5 protein-coding genes are annotated in these 19,579 nt (G+C 62.0%); 3 read left to right on the top strand and 2 right to left on the bottom strand.

Features of this window, described 5'->3' with window-relative positions:
- The first annotated feature begins 23 nt into the window (after positions 1–23).
- The 3 genes from pvdO to HU754_RS10845 all read left to right on the top strand — a co-directional run bounded on the left by pvdO (position 24) and on the right by HU754_RS10845 (position 5,264).
- Positions 24–911, top strand: a complete 888-nt coding sequence (gene pvdO, locus HU754_RS10855; protein WP_186623345.1) for a dihydropyoverdine dehydrogenase — start codon at positions 24–26, stop codon at positions 909–911.
- 109 nt (positions 912–1,020) lie between these two features.
- A complete protein-coding gene (locus HU754_RS10850; protein WP_186623347.1) occupies positions 1,021–2,670 on the top strand; it encodes a cyclic peptide export ABC transporter in 1,650 nt (549 codons plus the stop codon).
- Between the two features lie 113 nt (positions 2,671–2,783).
- Positions 2,784–5,264, top strand: a complete 2,481-nt coding sequence (locus tag HU754_RS10845) for a TonB-dependent siderophore receptor (protein ID WP_186623349.1) — start codon at positions 2,784–2,786, stop codon at positions 5,262–5,264.
- A gap of 951 nt (positions 5,265–6,215) precedes the next feature.
- On the opposite strand, the gene HU754_RS10840 is transcribed toward HU754_RS10845, so the two are convergent.
- Together HU754_RS10840 and HU754_RS10835 are read right to left on the bottom strand one after the other, a co-directional pair.
- On the bottom strand, positions 6,216–7,172 hold the full coding sequence (locus tag HU754_RS10840) for an alpha/beta hydrolase (protein ID WP_186623350.1): 957 nt from the start codon (positions 7,170–7,172) through the stop codon (positions 6,216–6,218).
- 74 nt (positions 7,173–7,246) lie between these two features.
- A complete protein-coding gene (locus HU754_RS10835; RefSeq protein WP_186623351.1) occupies positions 7,247–19,567 on the bottom strand; it encodes a non-ribosomal peptide synthase/polyketide synthase in 12,321 nt (4,106 codons plus the stop codon).
- Positions 19,568–19,579: the final 12 nt, after the last annotated feature.

Here is a 19,579-nt window from a genome sequence, read left to right as displayed (position 1 = left end):
TTTTCCTTTCACAGAGACGACTCATGAAAAAGCCCCATGCCTGTTTCACCTTCAAGGCCTTGCCCGCACTGGCCCTGACCGCGCTGTGCGCCGGCCTGTTGCCCGGCGCAGCTCAAGCGGCGACAGTGCCGGCGCCAGGCAAAGTGTTCAAGGACTGCAAGGACTGCCCGGAAATGGTCGTGCTGCCGACCGGCACCTTCACCATGGGCACCCCGGATGACGAAGTCGGCCGCGAACCGGACGAAGGCCCGCGCCACGCAGTGACCTTCAGCAAACCCTTCGCCACCAGCCGCTTCCAGGTGCTGGTCGGCGAGTGGGACGCGTACGTGCGCGAAACCGGCAACAAGCCTTACGACTTCGATGATCGCCCGGGCCGCCGCTGCACCGCCGGCAAACCGGAATTCAAACAGACCGCCCGCGACCCGGCCGTGTGCATGAACGTCGCCGAAGCCCAGGGCTACATCGATTGGTTGTCGAAAAAGACCGGCCACGCGTATCGCCTGCAAAGCGAATCGATCCGCGAGTACGCCGCACGCGGCGGCAGCACCGGGCCCTTCCCTTTCCCGTTCGATGAAGGCAACAACTACCAGATTTCCAAACATGCCAACACCTATGGTGCCGCCGACGGTTACAACTTCACGTCACCAGCCGGGACGTTCCCGGCCAATGCCTTCGGCGTTTACGACGCTCACGGCAACGTCTACGAATGGACCGCCGACTGTTATCACAAGGACTACTCCGGCGTACCCAGCGACGGTCGCCCATGGACCCAGGAAAACTGCGAGCGTCAGGTCATGCGCGGCAACGATTGGGGCGAGGCGCCGGTGTTCTCGCGCTCCGGCAACCGCAACAGCAGCTGGCCGACCAGCAAAGGCGACTGGCTCGGGTTTCGCGTAGTGCGCGACCTCTGATCCTGCCCATCCCGACCGCAGCCCCGCCTGCGGTCGTTTAAAGAAAGTCCGTGACCATTCGTTTTCCTTAAGTACCGGCACTCCCTCCGCACCGAAGCAGGAATCCTCCATGACCAAGCCTACGCGTGGGGCGATCAACGAATTGTTCGCCTTGCTCAAGCCCTTCCGCCTGATCGTCTCTGTGTCCATCGTGCTCGGCATGATCGGCGGCCTGAGCGTCACCGTGCTGCTGGCAACCATCAACAATGCCCTGCACTCCGACGACGGCCTGACCCGCACCGTGGTAATGATCTTCGCTGGCCTCTGTGCGTTGGCCTTATTGACGACGATTTTGTCCGACATCGGCACCAACTACGTCGGCCAGCACATCATCGCCAAGCTGCGCAAGGAACTGGGGGAGAAAGTGCTATCAGCGCCGATCGACCAGATCGAACGCTACCGCAGCCATCGGTTGATCCCGGTACTGACCCACGACGTCGACACCATCAGCGACTTCGCCTTCGCCTTTGCCCCGCTGGCGATTTCCATGACCGTCACCCTCGGCTGCCTCGGCTATCTGGCCATGCTGTCCTGGCCGATGTTCCTGATGATGCTGGTGGCCATTGCGATCGGCACGACCATTCAAGCGATTGCCCGGGCCAAGGGCATGCGCGGTTTCTACGCTGCACGCGATTCCGAAGATGAACTGCAAAAGCACTACAACGCGATTGCCGAGGGTGCCAAGGAACTGCGCATTCACCGTCCGCGTCGCCAGCGCATGTTTGTCGCAGGTATTCAGAAAACCGCCGAGAAGATCTGCGACACCCAGATCAAATCCATCAACACTTTTGTGATCGCCAAGTCCTTCGGCTCGATGCTGTTCTTCGTGGTCATCGGCATGGCCCTGGCCCTGCAATCCTTCTGGCCCAGCGGCGACAAAGCGGTGATGAGCGGCTTCGTCCTGGTGCTGCTGTACATGAAGGGGCCGCTGGAGCATCTGGTCAGCACGTTGCCGATCATCAGCCGTGCGCAGATTGCCTTCCGCCGCATCGCCGAACTGAGCGAGCAATTCTCCTCGCCCGAACCGCATCTGCTGCTGGAGGATCAGGGCAAGAAACCCGGTGCGGTCAACAGCCTGGAACTGCACAACGTGCGTTACGCCTTCCCGCCCGTGGAAGGCAGCGAACCGTTCCGTCTGGGGCCGGTCAACCTGCGCATCGAACAGGGCGACATCGTGTTTATCGTCGGTGAAAACGGCTGCGGCAAAACCACACTGATCAAACTGCTGCTGGGCTTGTACGCGCCAACCGAAGGCGAAATCCGCGTCAACGATCAGCCGATCACCGCGCTTAATCGCGATGACTACCGGCAGAATTTCACCACGATTTTTGCCGACTACTACCTGTTCGACGATCTGATTCAGGGCGACCGCGAAGTCCCGCAGGACGCGACCCGCTACCTCGAACGCCTGGAGATTGCGCACAAGGTCAGCGTGCACGACGGCGCGTTCAGCACCACCGATTTGTCCACCGGTCAGCGCAAGCGCCTGGCCCTGGTCAACGCCTGGCTCGAAGAGCGGCCGGTGCTGGTGTTCGATGAATGGGCGGCCGATCAGGACCCGACGTTCCGGCGGATTTTCTACACCGAGTTGCTGCCTGACCTCAAACGTCTGGGCAAGACCATCATCGTCATTTCCCACGATGACCGTTACTTCGACGTCGCCGATCAACTGGTGCGCATGGAGGCCGGCAAGGTCAAGAGCGAACTGCAAACCGCTTGATCGACGAGGCCGCGGCAAACCGGAAAAATAATTTTCCGGTTTGCCGCGGCTTCCTCGTCTTAATGAGATGAATAAGAACCATTAACAACTATACCTGCCAAGGTCTTAACCTCATGTCCGCATCCCGTTTCATGCTTCGCCCTCTGACTCGAGCCCTGCTGATGCACGGCGCGACACGCACTCGACTGGCCGGCACCGGCCTTGGTCTGGCACTGACACTCACGGCAGCCCCGTATGTCCAGGCCCAGGAATGGACCCTGAACATCCCGTCGCAGCCACTGGCGCAGGCGCTGCAAACCCTTGGCCAGCAGACCAGTCTGCAAATCATCTACAGCCCGGAAAGCCTGCAAGGTCTGCGCTCGACCGCGCTCAACGGCCGCTACCAGGATGATGAGTCACTCAAGGCGATGCTCAACGGTACCGGCATTCGCTACCAGCGTGACGGCAACACCGTGACCGTGCTCGGCCCGGCCACCGGTAGCGCGATGGAACTGGCCCCGACCAACGTCAACGCCAGCCGCCTGGGCGCCACCACTGAGGGCAGCAACTCCTACACCACCGGCGGCGTGACCATTGGCAAGGGCGTGCACTCGCTGAAGGAAACCCCGCAGTCGGTCACGGTGATGACCCGCAAGATGCTCGATGACCAGAACCTCAACACCATCGAACAGGTGATGGAGAAGACCCCGGGCATCACCGTGTATGACTCGCCCATGGGCGGCAAGTATTTCTACTCCCGCGGTTTCCGCATGTCCGGTCAGTACCAGTACGACGGTGTGCCGCTGGATATCGGCAGCAGCTACGTGCAGGCCGACAGCTTCAACAGCGACATGGCCATTTATGACCGCGTGGAAGTTCTGCGTGGCGCAGCCGGCATGATGAAAGGCGCAGGCGGCACCGCCGGTGGCGTCAACTTCGTGCGCAAACGCGGCCAGGACACCGCGCACACACAACTGTCGTTGTCGGCAGGCACCTGGGACAACTATCGTGGCCAGGTCGATACCGGCGGCCCGCTCAACGATTCCGGGACCATCCGTGGTCGCGCCGTGGTCACCGAACAGACCCGTCAATATTTCTATGACGTGGCCAGCCGCAAGGACCAGATCTACTACGGCGCCCTGGACTTCGACCTCAGCCCCGACACCACCCTGGGGCTGGGTTTCGCCTGGGAAGACGTCGACGCCACGCCATGCTGGGGCGGTCTGCCGCGTTACGCCGACGGCTCCGACCTGCACCTCAAGCGCTCCACCTGCCTGAACACCGCGTGGAACAACCAGCGCAGCAAACGCGCCACCTACTTCGCCGACCTGAAACACCAGTTCAACGACGACTGGTCGCTGAAAGTCGCCGGGGTGTATTCGCGCAACACCCAGGACATGGAATATGCCTTCCCGAGCGGCGCCGTGCCGGTCGGTGCCACCGCCACCAACACCCTGATGCTGGGCAGTATTTACGACTACGACCAGCGCGACTACGGCTTCGATGCCTATGTCGACGGCAAATTCGACGCCTTCGGCCAGCAACACGAACTGACCATCGGCGCCAATGCCAGCCGTTCGCACAAGGATGACTTCTACGCCGTCGCCGCCCTGCCCCAACGGCAGAACGTGCTCGACCCCAACCACCACATCCCGCAACCGGACGAAAGCTACTACCTGGCCAACGCTTCCCGTGGCGGCCCGGTGGACATGCACATCAAGCAATACGGCGCCTACTCGATCGCCCGCCTGAAACTGGCTGATCCGCTGACCCTGGTACTGGGCAGCCGTGTCAGTTGGTACAAGTCCGACACCGACTCGGTGCAGTACTTCCGTGGCGAAGGCACCCAGGTCGACACCAAGTCCACCGAAACCGGCCAGGTCACGCCGTTCGCCGGTGTGCTGTTCGACCTCAACGACAACCTGACCGCCTACGCCAGCTACACCGACATCTTCACCCCGCAAGGCGCTTACAAGACCATCGATGGCAGCACCCTCAAGCCATTGGTTGGCCAGAGCTACGAGCTGGGGATCAAGGGTGAGTGGTTCGACGGTCGTCTGAACAGCTCCTTCAACCTGTTCCGCACCCTTCAGAAAGATGCCGCCCAGGATGACCCGCGTTGCGAAGACAGTTCTTGCTCGATCAACTCCGGCAAGGTTCGCGCGCAGGGCTTCGAAGCTGAAGTCAGTGGTGAGGTGATTGATCGCCTGCAATTGCTCGCCGGTTACACCTACACCCAGACCAAGGTGCTGGAAGATGCCGACGCCACGCAGGATGGCGTGGTCTACAACTCCTACGTGCCGCGCCATTTGCTGCGTGTCTGGGGTGACTACAGCCTGAGCGGGCCGCTGGATCGCGTGACGATCGGTGCGGGTGTCAACGCGCAGACGGGCAACTACCGGCCTTCGCCTTTGGGCGGTGACAACATTGATGGCGCCGGTTATGCGGTCTGGAACGGTCGCATTGGCTACCGTATCGATGACACCTGGTCGGTGGCGCTTAACGGGAACAACCTGTTTGACAAGCGTTACTACTCGACCATTGGTACCGAAGGGTTCGGTAATTTCTATGGTGATCCGCGTAACTTCGTGATGTCGGTCAAGGCTGATTTCTGATTGGGTGTGATGTGAGAGAGCCCCGCTTTGGTGGGGCTTTTTTTCGCCTGTTGGTCTTGGCGGCCTTCGGGCCGACCATGCTCTTTGGATTTTGGGGGCATATCCGTTGCTGCGGGTGGTGCCGCTGGCGGTTTCGCTCTTACAGCGAGTCACCTTTTCCAAACGCCGAAAAGGTAACCCAAAAGGCTTTGCCCCGGCGTACGGCACTTCGCTGAGGCTCAGTGTTCCCTCGCTACGGTGTCCATCCGGGGGCATCGCCTACGGTTTGCTTCGCTGCACCTCCTCTCGATGTATGCGGCTACGCCGCACGGCGCTGCGCGCCTGACCCCCGGATGAACACCTCCGCTCGGCCTGCCGATGGGGCAAAAGATCAAGAGCCAAAGCCAAAGCCAAAGCAAGATCAAAAGCTAGATCAAGAGCCCCTCACCCTAGCCCTCTCCCGGAGGGAGAGGGGACTGACCGAGGTGTTTGGGAGAGGTACGCCGAAGTGCAATACCGCGTTGAACACAAATTTTGAAAAGCTCACCATCGGCTCCCTCTCCCTCGGGAGAGGGCTGGGGTGAGGGGCGAATCCAACACAAAACCACAGCCGACCGCGCTGTGCTCTTCACCACTCAACAGGATGAGCGTTAGCTCGGCTGCAGCTCTTGATCTGTAAGGCGACGTCGGAAGGCTGAGTGGAGGGATTGATCCGGGCGTGGGAGCGCAGCGACCGTTTGGCGCAGCCAAACACAGCGAGAGGAGGTGCAGCGAAGCAAACCGTAGGCGCTGCGCCCGGATCGATCCCGCAGCGAAGGAACCCCGAGCCCCAGCGAGCGGGCCGCACGTAGGAGCAAGCGTTTTTGGTTACTTTTTAGGCGTTTGTAAAAAGTGACCCGCCGTAAGGGCGGAACCCCAAGCAGCCATTACCGCAGCAACGGATATTCACCCAAAAACCACCCCCCCAAAAAATCAAACCAACACCCGCGCCAACGCCCGGCTCAGGCCTTCATGCACCCGCAAAACATCAGGCATCACCGAAGCCATCCGCAGCAGATCATGCGTCAGCCCAGGACAATGCTCAACCTCAACACTCACCCCCTGCCCCCGCAACTTATCAGCGTAAGCCTGCCCCTCATCAAGCAACGGATCAAAACCCGCCAACAACACAATCGCCGGCGCCACCCCCTGCAGATCCTCCGCCAACAACGGCGAAAAACGCCAGTCCAGATAATCTTGCGGACTGCGGGCGTAATGCTGATAAAACCAGTCAAGCGTATCGCTCTCCAACAAATACCCCTCGCTGAACAACAACCGCGAATCGTGCACGCGCGAAGCATCGGTCACCGGATAGCACAACAACTGTGCCTTCGGCGCGATGGCCACAGTATGCGGTTGCACCACCGCCTGAATCGCCAGCACCGTGGCCAGGGTCGCACCGGCACTATCACCACCAAACGCCACGCGCGAGGTATCAAGCCCAAGACTCACGGCGTTTTCCGCTAACCACGACAAAGCGTCTTCGCCATCCTCCAGTGCCGTTGGAAAACGATGCTCCGGGGCCAGTCGATAGCCGACCGACAACACCGCACACGGCGTGCGCTGGCAAAACTCGCGGCACACACCGTCGTGAGAGTCGAGGCTGCCGACAACAAAACCACCACCATGGAAATACACCAGCACCGGCATCGGCGAGACCGCAGCATTGGGTCGATACAGGCGCAGTGCCAGCGGCGCACCATCACGTGCCGACGTGTCGATTTCGCTGACCAACAGGTCTTCAGGCGCCGGCCAGCGCAGTTGCGCCGTGGTCTGTTCGAAAGTCGCGCGGGCTTCGCTCGGGGTCATTTGGTGCATGGCCGGCAGGCCGGCGTCCTGGCTGTCTTGGGCCAGATCGAGGAAGGCTTCCAGATCAGGGTGTAACGACATCGCTTAAATCCTTGTATCGGCAAAAAAGGGGCGAGCCGCGGCAGCGCCGCCGAAGATGACTGAACGCGTGGCGATCAGCCCGCGCGTGCCATGCAGTGCTCGACCAACGCTTCCAGCTCACGCTGGTAATCGCTCATCAAGGCATCCATGGTGCCGGCGCGATAGCGCTGGCTGCTGTAGATGCAACGCAAGGCCAACTGACCGTCATAGACCTGGCCGACAATTTCCAGCCAGTTGCCCAGATTGGCTTTGAGGCTGTAGTTGTCACCGGTTTCTTCCAGCGCCGGCACCAGCAGGGCCTGCTCGTCGAAGCTCTGGTCGAATTGCCCCAGGTAGTTGAACGTGACCCGCGCTTGCGGCAGCTCGGCCAGTTGCCTCGACACCTCAGCGCCTGCCAGATGCCGCAACACGCCATAGCCGATGCCTTTCTGCGGCACCGCTGCCAACTGTGCCTGCACATTGATGATCGACTGGCCGATGTCGTCGCTGTCGGGGCGCAAACGCACCGGGAACATGCTGGTGAACCAGCCGAGGCTGCGGCTCAGGTCGATGGACTCGAACAGGTCTTCACGACCATGGCCTTCGAGCAGGATCAGCGCCGACGGTTGTTGACTCCAGCGGCACAGGGCACGGCTGAGCGCCGACAACAGCAGGTCGTTGATCTGCGTGCCATACACCGCCGGGGCCTGTTTGAGCAGTTGTTCCGTGTGCTCGCGGGACAATTTGAGCCGCGCCTGTGCCTGCTGACGCACGAGGTTTTTGCCGCGCAGGTTGTCGCATGGCAAATCGACGCCCGGCTGATCCAGTTGCTCCAGCCAATACCCCAGTTCCTGCTCGGCAATCACCGGCGCCTGCGCCTGCAAGGCTTCGGCGAACGATCGGTAACTGCTGGTGCGAATCGGCAGTTTCGGCTGCAGCCCCTGCACGCACGCCTCGTACGCCACTTTCAAATCATCAAGCAGAATTCGCCACGACACGGTGTCGACCACCAAGTGGTGAATCACCACCAGCAGGCGCGCCTGGCCATCCGGCAAGGCGACGTGCATCACTCGCCAGACCGGCCCGTCATCGAGTTTCAAGCTGCGCTGGGCAAGGTTGGCCAAGGCTTCGACCTGCTCGCTGTTGTCCGCCTCGCGGCGCCAAAGCAACGTCTCGCCCTGTTCACTGAGGTCGCAGTAACGCTGCAACCAGCGCCCACCTTCGTGGGAGAAACGCAGGCGCAACGAGTCGTGATGTTGCTCGATCCAGCCCAGTGCCTGCTCCAGCGCATCGAGGTCCAGCGGCTGGCGCGCGCTCAACAGCAATGACTGGTTGTAGTGATGCGCCTCGGCCATGCCTTCGGCAAAGAACCACTCCTGAATCGGCAAGAGATTGAACAGGCCTTCGGCGGCCACGTGCGTGACGTCCGTCTGCGGTTGTGCCGTGCCTTCCTTCGCCGCTTCCTGCTCGACGATGCCGGCGATGGTCTGATAACGCATCAGGTCGCGCAGCTTGAGATCCATCTGCAACGTCGGGTGGTTTCTGACGCGGGAGATCACTTGCAAACTCAGAATCGAGTCGCCGCCCAGCTCGAAGAAGTTGTCGCTGATGCCCACTTGTTCGACCTGCAGCACCTGCGCCCAGATGTCCGCGAGCAGGCTTTCCTGCTCATTGCGCGGGGCGACGTATTCTTCGGTTTTGAATTCCGGTTCCGGCAGCGCCTTGCGATCGAGCTTGCCGTTTGGCGTTACCGGGAAAGCACTGAGGCAAACGATCTGCGCCGGCACCATGTATTCCGGCAACGCGGCGCGCAGGCCCGCCTTGAGTTCATCGCCGATGTCCTCGCCGCTTGCGGTGACCACATAACCGATCAGTTGCTTGCCGGAGGCATTGTCGCGGGCGATCACCAGTGCATCGGTCACCGACGGCAACTGGCGCAGACTGGCCTCGACTTCGCCCAGTTCGATGCGGAAGCCGCGGACCTTGACCTGATGGTCGATACGGCCGACGTAATCGACCACGCCGTCGGCGCGCAAACGCACCAGGTCGCCGCTGCGATACAAGCGTTCGCCCGCCGCGAACGGATTCGGCACGAAACGCTCGCAGGTCAGGTCCGGACGCCCGTGATAACCCCGGGCGACGCCATAGCCGCCGATGTACAACTCGCCGGCAAAGCCTGGCGGCAGCGGGTTCAGGTCTTCGTCCAGCACGTACAGGGAGCGCGCGCCCACGGCACGGCCGATCGGCGCGTACGCCGCTTCGCAATGCTGGCTGGCCGGGACTTTCCAGAGCATCGGCGTGACCACGGTTTCGGTCGGGCCGTAGCCGTTGGTGAAGTACTGCGGACGCAGCGCAGCCTTGACCTGCTCGAAGGTCTGATCCGGCACCGCGTCACCGCCGAAGCAATAGATGCGCACGGGTGGCGGTGCAATACCGCTGGCCGCCGCGTACTCGGCCAGTTGTTTGAGATAGGCCGGCGGGAAGCAGGCAATGGTGATGCCGTAGTCGTGCAGCGCCTGATAGGTCTGCTCCGGTGTCCACAGGCAACCGTCGCGAATCACCAGACGGCCGCCGCTGTACAAGGTGCTCAACCAGCGCTCATGGGCCCCGTCGAAGGCGAACGACATGAAGTGCAGCTCGCAACTGCTGGCGTCCATTTCGTACAGCTCGGCGATGGCCTGACAGTGCATGCTCAGCGGGCCTTGGGTCACCGCGACGCCTTTCGGTCGCCCGGTGGAACCCGAGGTGTAAACCAGATAGGCCAAGCCCTGTTCCTGCACGCGGCAGTCGGGGGCGTGGTCGGCATAACGGCTTTCATCGAGGTGATCGATTTCCAGACGCAGCAGGCCTTGCGGCGCCGGCAACGTGCTGCGCAGACTGCTCTGGGTCAGCAACAGCGCCATGCCCGAATCTTCGATCATGTACGCCAGACGCTCCGGCGGATAGTCGATGTCCAGCGGCACATACGCCGCACCGCTCTTGAGCACGGCGAGGAAGCTCACGACCATTTCCAGTGAGCGCGGCAAGGCCACGCCGATCACCACTTCCGGCCCGGCGCCGTGTTCGATCAGGCAGTGCGCCAGTCGGTTGGCGCGTTGCTCGAGTTCGGCGTAGGTCAGGTTCATTCCGGCGCATTGCAAGGCGATGGCCTGCGGCTGCTGTTGCGCGTGACGGCTGATCAGTTCCGGCAACAGCGCGGCTTGATGGGTGTGCGTCGGCTCGGCGCTCCAGGCTTGCGCCGCTTGCCATTGCTCGCCGCTCAGGCGCTGCAAATTACCGAGGCGCTCGTATGGCGCCGCCAGCATCGCGGCGAGGGTGTTTTCCATGGTCTGGCGAATACCGACAACCGCCTCGGCGCTGAAATGGCTGCGCAGGTACAGGTATTCGATCGACAACTCGTCGCCGAGCATCACCGCGAGGTCCATCGGCACGTTGGTCACGCCATGGCCGATGGATTTGCCGAAGGTCAGATCGGTGTCGTTGTCTTCCTGCAAGCGATCGTCGATCGGGAAGTTTTCGAACACCACGATGCTGTCGAACAGCGCCTGCCCACCGAGGCTGGACCAGCGCTGTACATCCGCCAGCGGCGCCTGGGAATAATCACGGATGTCGAGGTTGTAGGCCTGCACTTCGCCCAGCCAGTCAGCCAGACGCTGATCGGCTTGCGGGGTTTGAATGATCGGCAAGGTATTGATAAACAGACCGAGCATGTTGCCGACATTCGCCAGGCTTTCCGGACGCCCCGACACCGTGGCGCCAAAGGTCACCGTCTGCTGTCCGGTGTAACGTTGCAACAGCAGCAACCATGCCCCCTGAATCAGCGTGTTGGGGGTGATGCGCAGGTCGCGGCAGAACTGCAACAGCCGCGCGGTCTGCGCTTTATCCCAGTTCGAATAGATCGCATCGTGACCGGCGACATCGGCGCTATGGCGCGGGTGCATCGCCTGGCTCAGTGCCGTCGGCTCGTTGACCGCCGCCAGCCGCGCCTTCCAGAACAGCTCCTGGGCGTCCTGATCCTGCGCCTGCAACCAGGCGATAAAGTCGCGGTAACGACCGTTCTCGCCGATGATTTCGCCCTTGGCGTAATACTGCAGCACCTCACCAAACAGCCGCGAACTGCTCCAGCCGTCCATGAGGATGTGGTGGCTGGTCCAGATCATCTGGTACTGATCGTCGCTCAGGCGCAGCAGGGTCACCCGCAACAAACGCGCATCGGCCAGATTGAAACCGAGCGCGCGGTCATCGCTGGCAAACGCGGCAATCCGCTCCTCACTGGTCTCCTGACCACGCCAATCGAGCACCTGCATTTGCAACGGCGCATGGCGATGCACCACCTGCAACGGTTTGGCCAGGCCGTCCTGCCAATGGAAACTGGTGCGCAGAATCGCCTGACGGGCGATGACAAATTCCCACGCCTGACGGAAGCGCTCCACGTCCAGGCCCTTGATCGGCAGGCTGACCTGTTGCACGTAAAGGCTGCTGCCGTTATCCGACAGCGTGTGAAAGAGCATGCCTTCCTGCATCGGCGACAGCGGGTAGACATCCTCGATCTGGTCGGCCGGCACCGGCAACGCATCGAGCTGCGCCTGATCGAGTTGCGCCAGCGGATAATCCGCCGGCGCCTCGTCGGTCGACGACTCGAGCGCAACCACAGCGGCGAGCTTCTGCACGGTCTGCTGCTGGAACAGGTCTTTGGGGGTGAAGCGAATCCCCTGCTGGCGCGCACGGCTGACCAGTTGAATCGAGATGATCGAATCGCCCCCCAGCGCAAAGTAGTTGTCGGTCACGCCGACCCGTTCGATCTTCAGGATGTCCTGCCAGACCTCGGCCAGTTGCTGCTCCAGCGGTGTCGACGGCGCCACGTATTCGCGCTGCGACTGGCTGACGTCCGCTGCCGGCAGGGCCTTGCGGTCGAGTTTGCCGTTGGGGGTCAGCGGCAACTGTTCGAGGAACAGCCACTGCGCCGGCACCATGTATTCCGGCAGATGCGCCTTGAGCGCGGCCTGCAGCGTTTCACTCAAATCGTCCAATTGTTCGAGGCTGAGGCTGCTGTCACTCGGCACCACATACGCCACCAGTTGCTGACCGCTGTGGCCATCCACCGCCAGCACCACGCCTTCGCGCACGCTGTCCTGAGCGAGCAGACGCGCTTCGATTTCACCCAGTTCGATGCGGAAACCGCGCACCTTGACCTGATGATCGATGCGGCCGACGTATTCGATCCGGCCGTCATCGCTGAAGCGAGTCAGGTCGCCGGTGCGGTACATGCGTTCGCCGCTGCTCGAGAATGGATTGGGCACGAAACGTTCGGCGGTAAGGCCCGGGCGGAACAGGTAGCCACGGGTGATGCCGTCGCCGGCCAGGTACAGTTCGGCCGCCACGCCCAGCGGCGCTTGCTGCAATTGACCGTCGAGCATATACGCCGTGGTGTTGACCAGCGGCCGGCCGATGTTCGCCTGACCACCCAGTTCGCGGCGGGTGCAGGTCGAATAGGTAGTGTCTTCCGACGGCCCGTACAGGTCGTAGACGTGCGCCACCGCCGTTTCGCGGTAGAGCGTGTCGACCAGGCTCTGCTTCAGTGGCTCGCCGGCGAGGTTGATAATGCGCACGCCCGGCGGAATTTGCCCGGTGCGTTGTAGCGCGGCAATCGCCGACGGCACGGTGTTGATCAGGCGCACCTGATCGCGCTCCGGCAAGTCCGGCAGTTCCAGGGCATTGCGCGCCATGACGATCGAGCCGCCGCGTGCGAGGGTGACGAAGATCTCCCACACCGACAGGTCGAAGCACACCGACGTCGACGCCAGCACCCCTTGCAGATCGTCTTCGCTGTAGACCTCGGCGGACCAGTGAATCAGCGCCTGCACGTTGCGATGGGCAATGGCCACGCCTTTCGGCTTGCCGGTAGAGCCGGAGGTGTAGATCACGTAGGCCAGATTGGCTGAATCCCCGCGCGCAGGAAGATTGTCCGCAGGCTGCTCGGCAAATGCTGCACCACCCGCCTCGACCAGCACCACCTGCGCATCGGTCTGCGGCAGTTGCGCCAGCAGCGACTGCTGCGTCAGCAATACTTTCGCCTGACTGTCGTCGAGCATGTAGGCCACGCGATCCGCCGGGTAATCCGGGTCCAGCGGCACATAGGTGCCACCGGCCTTGAGCACCGCCATCAGGGCAATGACCAGCTCCGCCGAACGCGGCATCGCCACGCCTACACGGATTTCCGCGCCGACACCCAGTGCGACAAGATGATGAGCCAACTGGTTGGCGCGTTGATTGAGCTCGGCATAGCTCAGGGCGACGCCCGCATGACTCAGGGCCAGTGCCTGCGGATGCGCCGCGACGCGACGTTCAAAACTTTGCGGGATCAACCGCTCAGCCGGATACGCGGCCTGATGGTCGTTCCATTGCGCCAGGGTCTGGCGTTCGGCGAGTGGCAACAGGCCGATCTCACCGAGCAGACGCTGCGGCGCCTCAATGAACTGACGCAGCACTTCTTCCAGATGCCCCGCCAGACCTAGCACGCTGCGTTCGGCAAAGTGTTCGGTGAGGTAGTTGAAATCCAGGTTCAAGACATCGCTGGCCCCGGCGATCAGGGTCAGACCGTAGTTGGTTTGCTCGCGGTGCTCCAGGCCAGCGAAACGCAGACCGCCCGGGTTGGCCTCCAGCGCTTCGGACACCGGATAGTTCTCAAACACCAGCAAGGTGTCGAACAGCGCTTCGCCGCTCAGTTGGGCCAGACGCTGGATGTCCTGCAACGGCGTCTGCTCGTAGTCGCGCAGCAACAGGTTTTTGTCCTGCACGCTGCGCACCCAGTCGCCGACGCTGAGCGTGGCTTGCGGGCTGGCGATCACCGGCAAGGTGTTGATGAACAGGCCCAATTGCTGCTCGATGCCCGGCAGATCCACCGGACGTCCGGACACGGTCGCACCAAAGGCTACCGTGGCCTGACCGGTGTAGCGCTGCAACACCAGCAACCACGCGGCTTGCACCAAACTATTGAGGGTCACTTGCTGCTGACGGGAGAAACCGTTCAGGCGCTGAGTGAAGGCTTGGTCGAAATGCAGGCGATGCATCTGTTTGCCCGGCCCCGGCACGGTACGCCCGTGACAGGCCGAAGCCAGTCGAGTCGGCTCGTCCAGTGCGGCCAGTTGTCCGCGCCAGAAATCCTGCGCGCCCGCCTTGTCCTGACCTTGCAGCCAGACCAGGAAGTCGCGATAACGGCCCTGCGCGCTTGGCACCGGCTGACCGGCGTAATCCTGCAACACCTCGCCGAACATCCGCGAGTTGCTCCAGCCATCCATGAGGATGTGGTGGCAGGTGAAAATCAGGCGATGGCGATCATCAGCCGTGCGCAACAGGCACAGACGCAGCAGCGGCGGATTCTGCAGATCGAAACCGCGTTCGCGATCAGCCTGCGCCCGCGCTTCGAGCACGGCCGGCAAGTCCGCTACACCGCGCACATCGACTTCAGGCATTTCCAGGGTCAACTGGCGATTGATCACTTGCAGCGGCGCATCGAGGCCATCGCGACCCCAGATGAACCCGGCGCGCAGCACTTCATGGCGATCCACCACGCGCTGCCAGGCCTGCTGGAAACGCGCCACGTCGAGGCCGTCGATATCCAGCAGCATCTGATAGACATAGGCGCTGGCATCGGCGTCGTACAGGCTGTGAAACAGGATGCCTTGCTGCATCGGCGCCAGCGGATAGATGTCCTCGATGCGCTGGGCGGCGATCGGCAAGCTGTCCAGATGCGCCTGGGACAACCCGGCCAACGGCACATCCGATGGTGTCAAACCACCGCTCGGGTGGCTCAGGCAATGGTCGATCAACTCGCCCAGCGCCACTTCGTAGGCGCGGGCCAACGCGTTGATGGTCGCCTCTTCGAAGACATCACCGCTGTAGGTCCAGGTCAGGCTCAACTGCCCCTGATAAACCCGGCCATCGATGGTCAGCCAGTTGGCCATCGGCGCGTTTTCGTCCTGACCGGCGCCCTTGTCTTCAGTGGCCGGCACCCACAGGGCGTGTTCATCGAAGTTGTTGTCGAACTGGCCGAGGTAGTTGAACGTCACCTTCGGTTGCGCCAGTTCGTTCAAGACCCCTTGCGACTCGGCGCTGCCCAGATGACGCAGCAAGCCATAACCGATGCCTTTGTTCGGGATCGCGCGCAGTTGCTCCTTGATGCCTTTGATCGAGGTTTCCAGACTCGCGTCCGGGGTCAGGCGCACCGGGAACATGCTGGTGAACCAACCTACCGTGCGGCTGAGGTCGACGTCCTCGAACAGGTCTTCGCGGCCATGGCCTTCAAGCTGCACCAGGGCGCTGTCGGTGTTCGTCCATTGGCACAACACTCGGGCCAGTGCGGTCAGCAGCAAGTCGTTGACCTGGGTGCGATAAACCGCCGGTGCCTGTTGCAGCAACTGACGGGTACGTTCGGCGTCGAGACGCGTATCGACGCTGCGCTCGAAACGGTTGCTCAACTGGCCCTGCGGGTTGTCCAGCGGCAGCTCGACGGACACCTCGCGCAGTTGCCCGCGCCAGTAATCCAGTTCACTTTCCAGTTCAGCGCTACGGGCATGCTTCTGCAGACGCTCGCCCCAATCCTTGAACGCGCTGGTCTTGGCCGGCAGACGCACAGCCTGACCGCTGCTCAGTTGTTGATAAGCGCTTTGCAGATCTTCCAGCAGAATCCGCCACGACACGCCATCGACCACCAGGTGATGGATCACCAGCAGCAGACGCTGAGTGGCGTCCGGCAAGTCAACCAACACTGCACGAATCAGCGGGCCATCGAGCAAATCGAGGCTGCGTTGCAAGTCCAGGCACAGCGCTGGCAATGCTGCGCTGTCGTCCAGGGTGACCGTGCGCAACAAGGTTTGCGCCTGATCCGCCGGCGCGTGGCTCTGCTGCCAGCCATCGTTGGTTTGCCGGTAACGCAGGCGCAAGGCGTCGTGGTGGCGCTGCAACTGCAGCAGCGCCTGCTCCAGCGGCGCCGCGTGCAGCGCGGTGGCCGGGGTCAGCAGGATCGACTGGTTCCAGTGATGCCGCGCCGGAATGTCGCTGTTGAAAAAGTAATGCTGGATCGGTGTCAGCAACGCGTCGCCGAGTACTTCGCCCTGCTGCATCTGCACCGCGTCACTCTGTTGCGCGACGGTCGCCAGACGCTGCACGGTCTGGTGCTGGAAGATGTCTTTGGGGCTGAAGCGAATGCCGGCCTGACGCGCGCGGCTGACCACCTGAATCGAAATGATCGAGTCGCCGCCCAGCTCGAAGAAGTTGTCGTTTAGGCCGACCCGCTCGACCTTCAACACGTCCTGCCAGATCTCGGCCAGACGCTGTTCTAGTTCGTTGCGTGGCGCCGCATAAACTTCCTGCACCTGCGCGACTTCCGGGTGCGGCAGTTGCTTGCGATCGAGTTTGCCGTTGGCGGTCAGCGGCAGACGCTCAAGGAACGCCCAACTGACCGGGACCATGTAATCCGGCAGGGTCTCGCGCAAATGCGCCTTGATCGAATCGCGCAGTGCGCCCTGCCCTTCGGTATCCAGCACCTCGTTGGCGACGATCCAGGTTGCCAGTTGCTGGCCGCTGATACCGTCGACCGCCAGCACCACGGCTTCGCGCACATCGGCATGCTTGAGCAGTTGCGCTTCGATTTCACCCAACTCGATACGGAAGCCGCGAATCTTCACCTGATGGTCGATACGGCCGATGTACTCAATCACCCCGTCGCCGCGCAGCCGCGCCAGGTCGCCGGTGCGATACAGACGCTCGCCGGCCTGCGGATTGAACGGGTCTGGCACAAAACGTGTTGCGGTCATGCCGGCCTGATTCAGATAACCCCGCGCCAGACCGGCACCGGCGATGTACAACTCACCGATGCAACCTTGTGGCACCAGGTTCAGCGAGCCATCGAGCAAGTACCACGACAGGTCGACAATCGGCTCGCCAATCGGGCTGCTGTGGCTTTGTTCAAGATCGGCCATCGACAACGGCCGGTAGGTCACGTGCACCGTGGTTTCAGTGATGCCGTACATGTTGATCAGCGTCGGCGCACGGTCGCCGAAGCGTTCGAACCACGGGCGCAGGCTCTGCACTTCCAGCGCCTCGCCGCCGAACACCACGTAGCGTAGAGAGTTATTGCGCGTCGACTCGCTGGCGACCTGCATCAATGGCTTGAACGCCGACGGCGTCTGGTTCAGCACGGTGACGTTTTCATCGCACAGCAGCGTGTAGAAATCTTCCGGAGAACGGCTGATGTCATGGGGCACCACCACCAGTTTGCCGCCATACAACAGCGCGCCGAAAATCTCCCAGACCGAGAAGTCGAAAGCGTAGGAATGGAACAGCGTCCAGCTGTCCTGCGGGCCGAAATCGAACCAGTGTTCGGTGGCGCTGAACAACCGCATGACGTTGCCGTGCGGCAGCAATGCGCCTTTCGGTTTACCGGTGGAACCGGAGGTGTAAATGACGTACGCCAGACTGTCCGGCGAGGTCAGGCATGGCGGGTTGGTTTCATTGCCGGGCTCTGGCGCCTGATGCAGATCGAGGCACGCCAGCCCCGGTGGCACCGGCAGTTGCGCGAGCAGATGACCCTGGGTCAGCAGCAGCTCGATGCCGCTGTCCGCGATCATGTAGCTCAAGCGATCATCCGGGTAGCCCGGATCCAGCGGCACATAAGCGCCACCGGCCTTGAGCACGGCAAGGATGGCAACAATCATGTCCAGCGAACGCTCGACCGCCACGCCAACGCGCACGTCCGGGCCGACGCCACGGGCGATCAACGCATGCGCCCACTGATTGGCGCGGCGATTGAGTCCGGCGTACGTCAGGCGTTGCCCGTCGTACGTCACGGCGATCGCGTCGGGATAACGCTCGGCCTGCGCTTCAATGGCTTGGTGAATGCACTGCTCGAGCGGTTGCTTGATCCGCTCGGGATTCCACTGCGCCAGCAATTGTTGCTGCTGGCCGGCATCGAGCATCGGCAACTGGCCAATGCGCTGGGTCGGCGCGGCGACGATGGCCTGCAACAGCGCATTCCAGTGTTGTGCCAGACGCTCAATGGTCGCGGCGTCGAACAGATCGGTGGCGTATTTCAGTACGGCTTCGATGCCATGGGCTTGTTCGGTGGTGTTGAGGGTCAGGTCGAACTGCGCGGTCTGGCTCTGCCATTCCAGCGGTTCGATGCTCAGGCCATTCAAACGGGTTTCGACACTCGCGCGGCGCTCGGCCTGATGGTTGAACATCACCTGGAACAGCGGGCTGTGACTGAGGCTGCGGCCCGGTTCCAGTGCTTCGACCAGTTGCTCGAACGGCAAGTCCTGATGGGCCTGCGCTTCTTGCGCGGTCTGTTTGACCTGACGCAGCAGATCGACAAAGGACATCTGCCCATCGATGTCGGCCTTGAGCACCTGAGTGTTGACGAAGAAGCCGATCAGCCGCTCGATCTCTACCCGGCCACGGTTGGCATTTGGCACGCCGACGCGGATGTCGGCCTGACCGCTGTAGCGATGCAACAAGGCCTGGAACGAGGCCAGCAAGACCACGAACAGGGTGACGTTTTCTTGCCGGGCGAAGGCTTTGAGCGCGTTGCTCAGCGCCGGGTCGAGAATCAGGTTATGGCTGGCGCCAGCGAAGCTTTGCTCGATGGTGCGCGGGCGATCCATCGGCAGTTCCAGCACCGGTTGTTCGCCACCGAGTTTCTCTTGCCAGTAGGCCAGTTGCCGCTCCTGTTCACCGGCCTCCATCCACTGCCGCTGCCACAAGGCGTAGTCGGCGTATTGAATCGGCAGCGCCGGCAGACCGGCGTCGTGATCGAGGTTGAAACCGGCGTAGAGCTGCACCAGTTCCTCGATCATCACTTGCAGCGACCAGCCATCGGAGACGATGTGGTGCAGGGTCAGCACCAGCACATAGTCATTGGGGCTGACTTGCAGCAGCGCTGCGCGCAAAAGCGGGCCGTGCTGCAGGTCGAAAGTTTTCTGGCTCTGGGTCTGCACGAACGCCTGGATCGAGGCCTCCGCGTCGCTGGCCAGCTCAGCGTTCAGTTGATGAATCTCCAGTGCAAAGGGCCCTGCGGGCAGGACCACTTGCAAAGGTTGCGCGGTTTCCTGGGAGAACACCGTGCGCAAGGTTTCGTGTCGTTCGATCAGCGCCTGAACGCTGCGCTCCAGCGCGCTGACATCCAGCGGACCCTGCAAACGCAGGGCCGTCGGAATGTTGTAGGCCGCACTGTGCGGCGCCCACTGCCAGAGAAACCACTGGCGCTGCTGAGCGTAGGACAGCAGCAACGGCTCTTCAGCCGTGCGCTTGAAAACCGGGGCAATGTCAAAGAGGTTGACACCTTTCTGCTTGAGCAGAACCGCCAGAGCCTTTCTTTGCTTAGCCGAAAGTTGTCCTACCGACTCGATTAACTCTTGCACGCGTTTTTCCCT

Source organism: Pseudomonas zeae, assembly GCF_014268485.2.
GTDB lineage: Bacteria > Pseudomonadota > Gammaproteobacteria > Pseudomonadales > Pseudomonadaceae > Aquipseudomonas > Aquipseudomonas neuropathica.
This window is presented reverse-complemented; position numbering and strand designations above follow the sequence as displayed.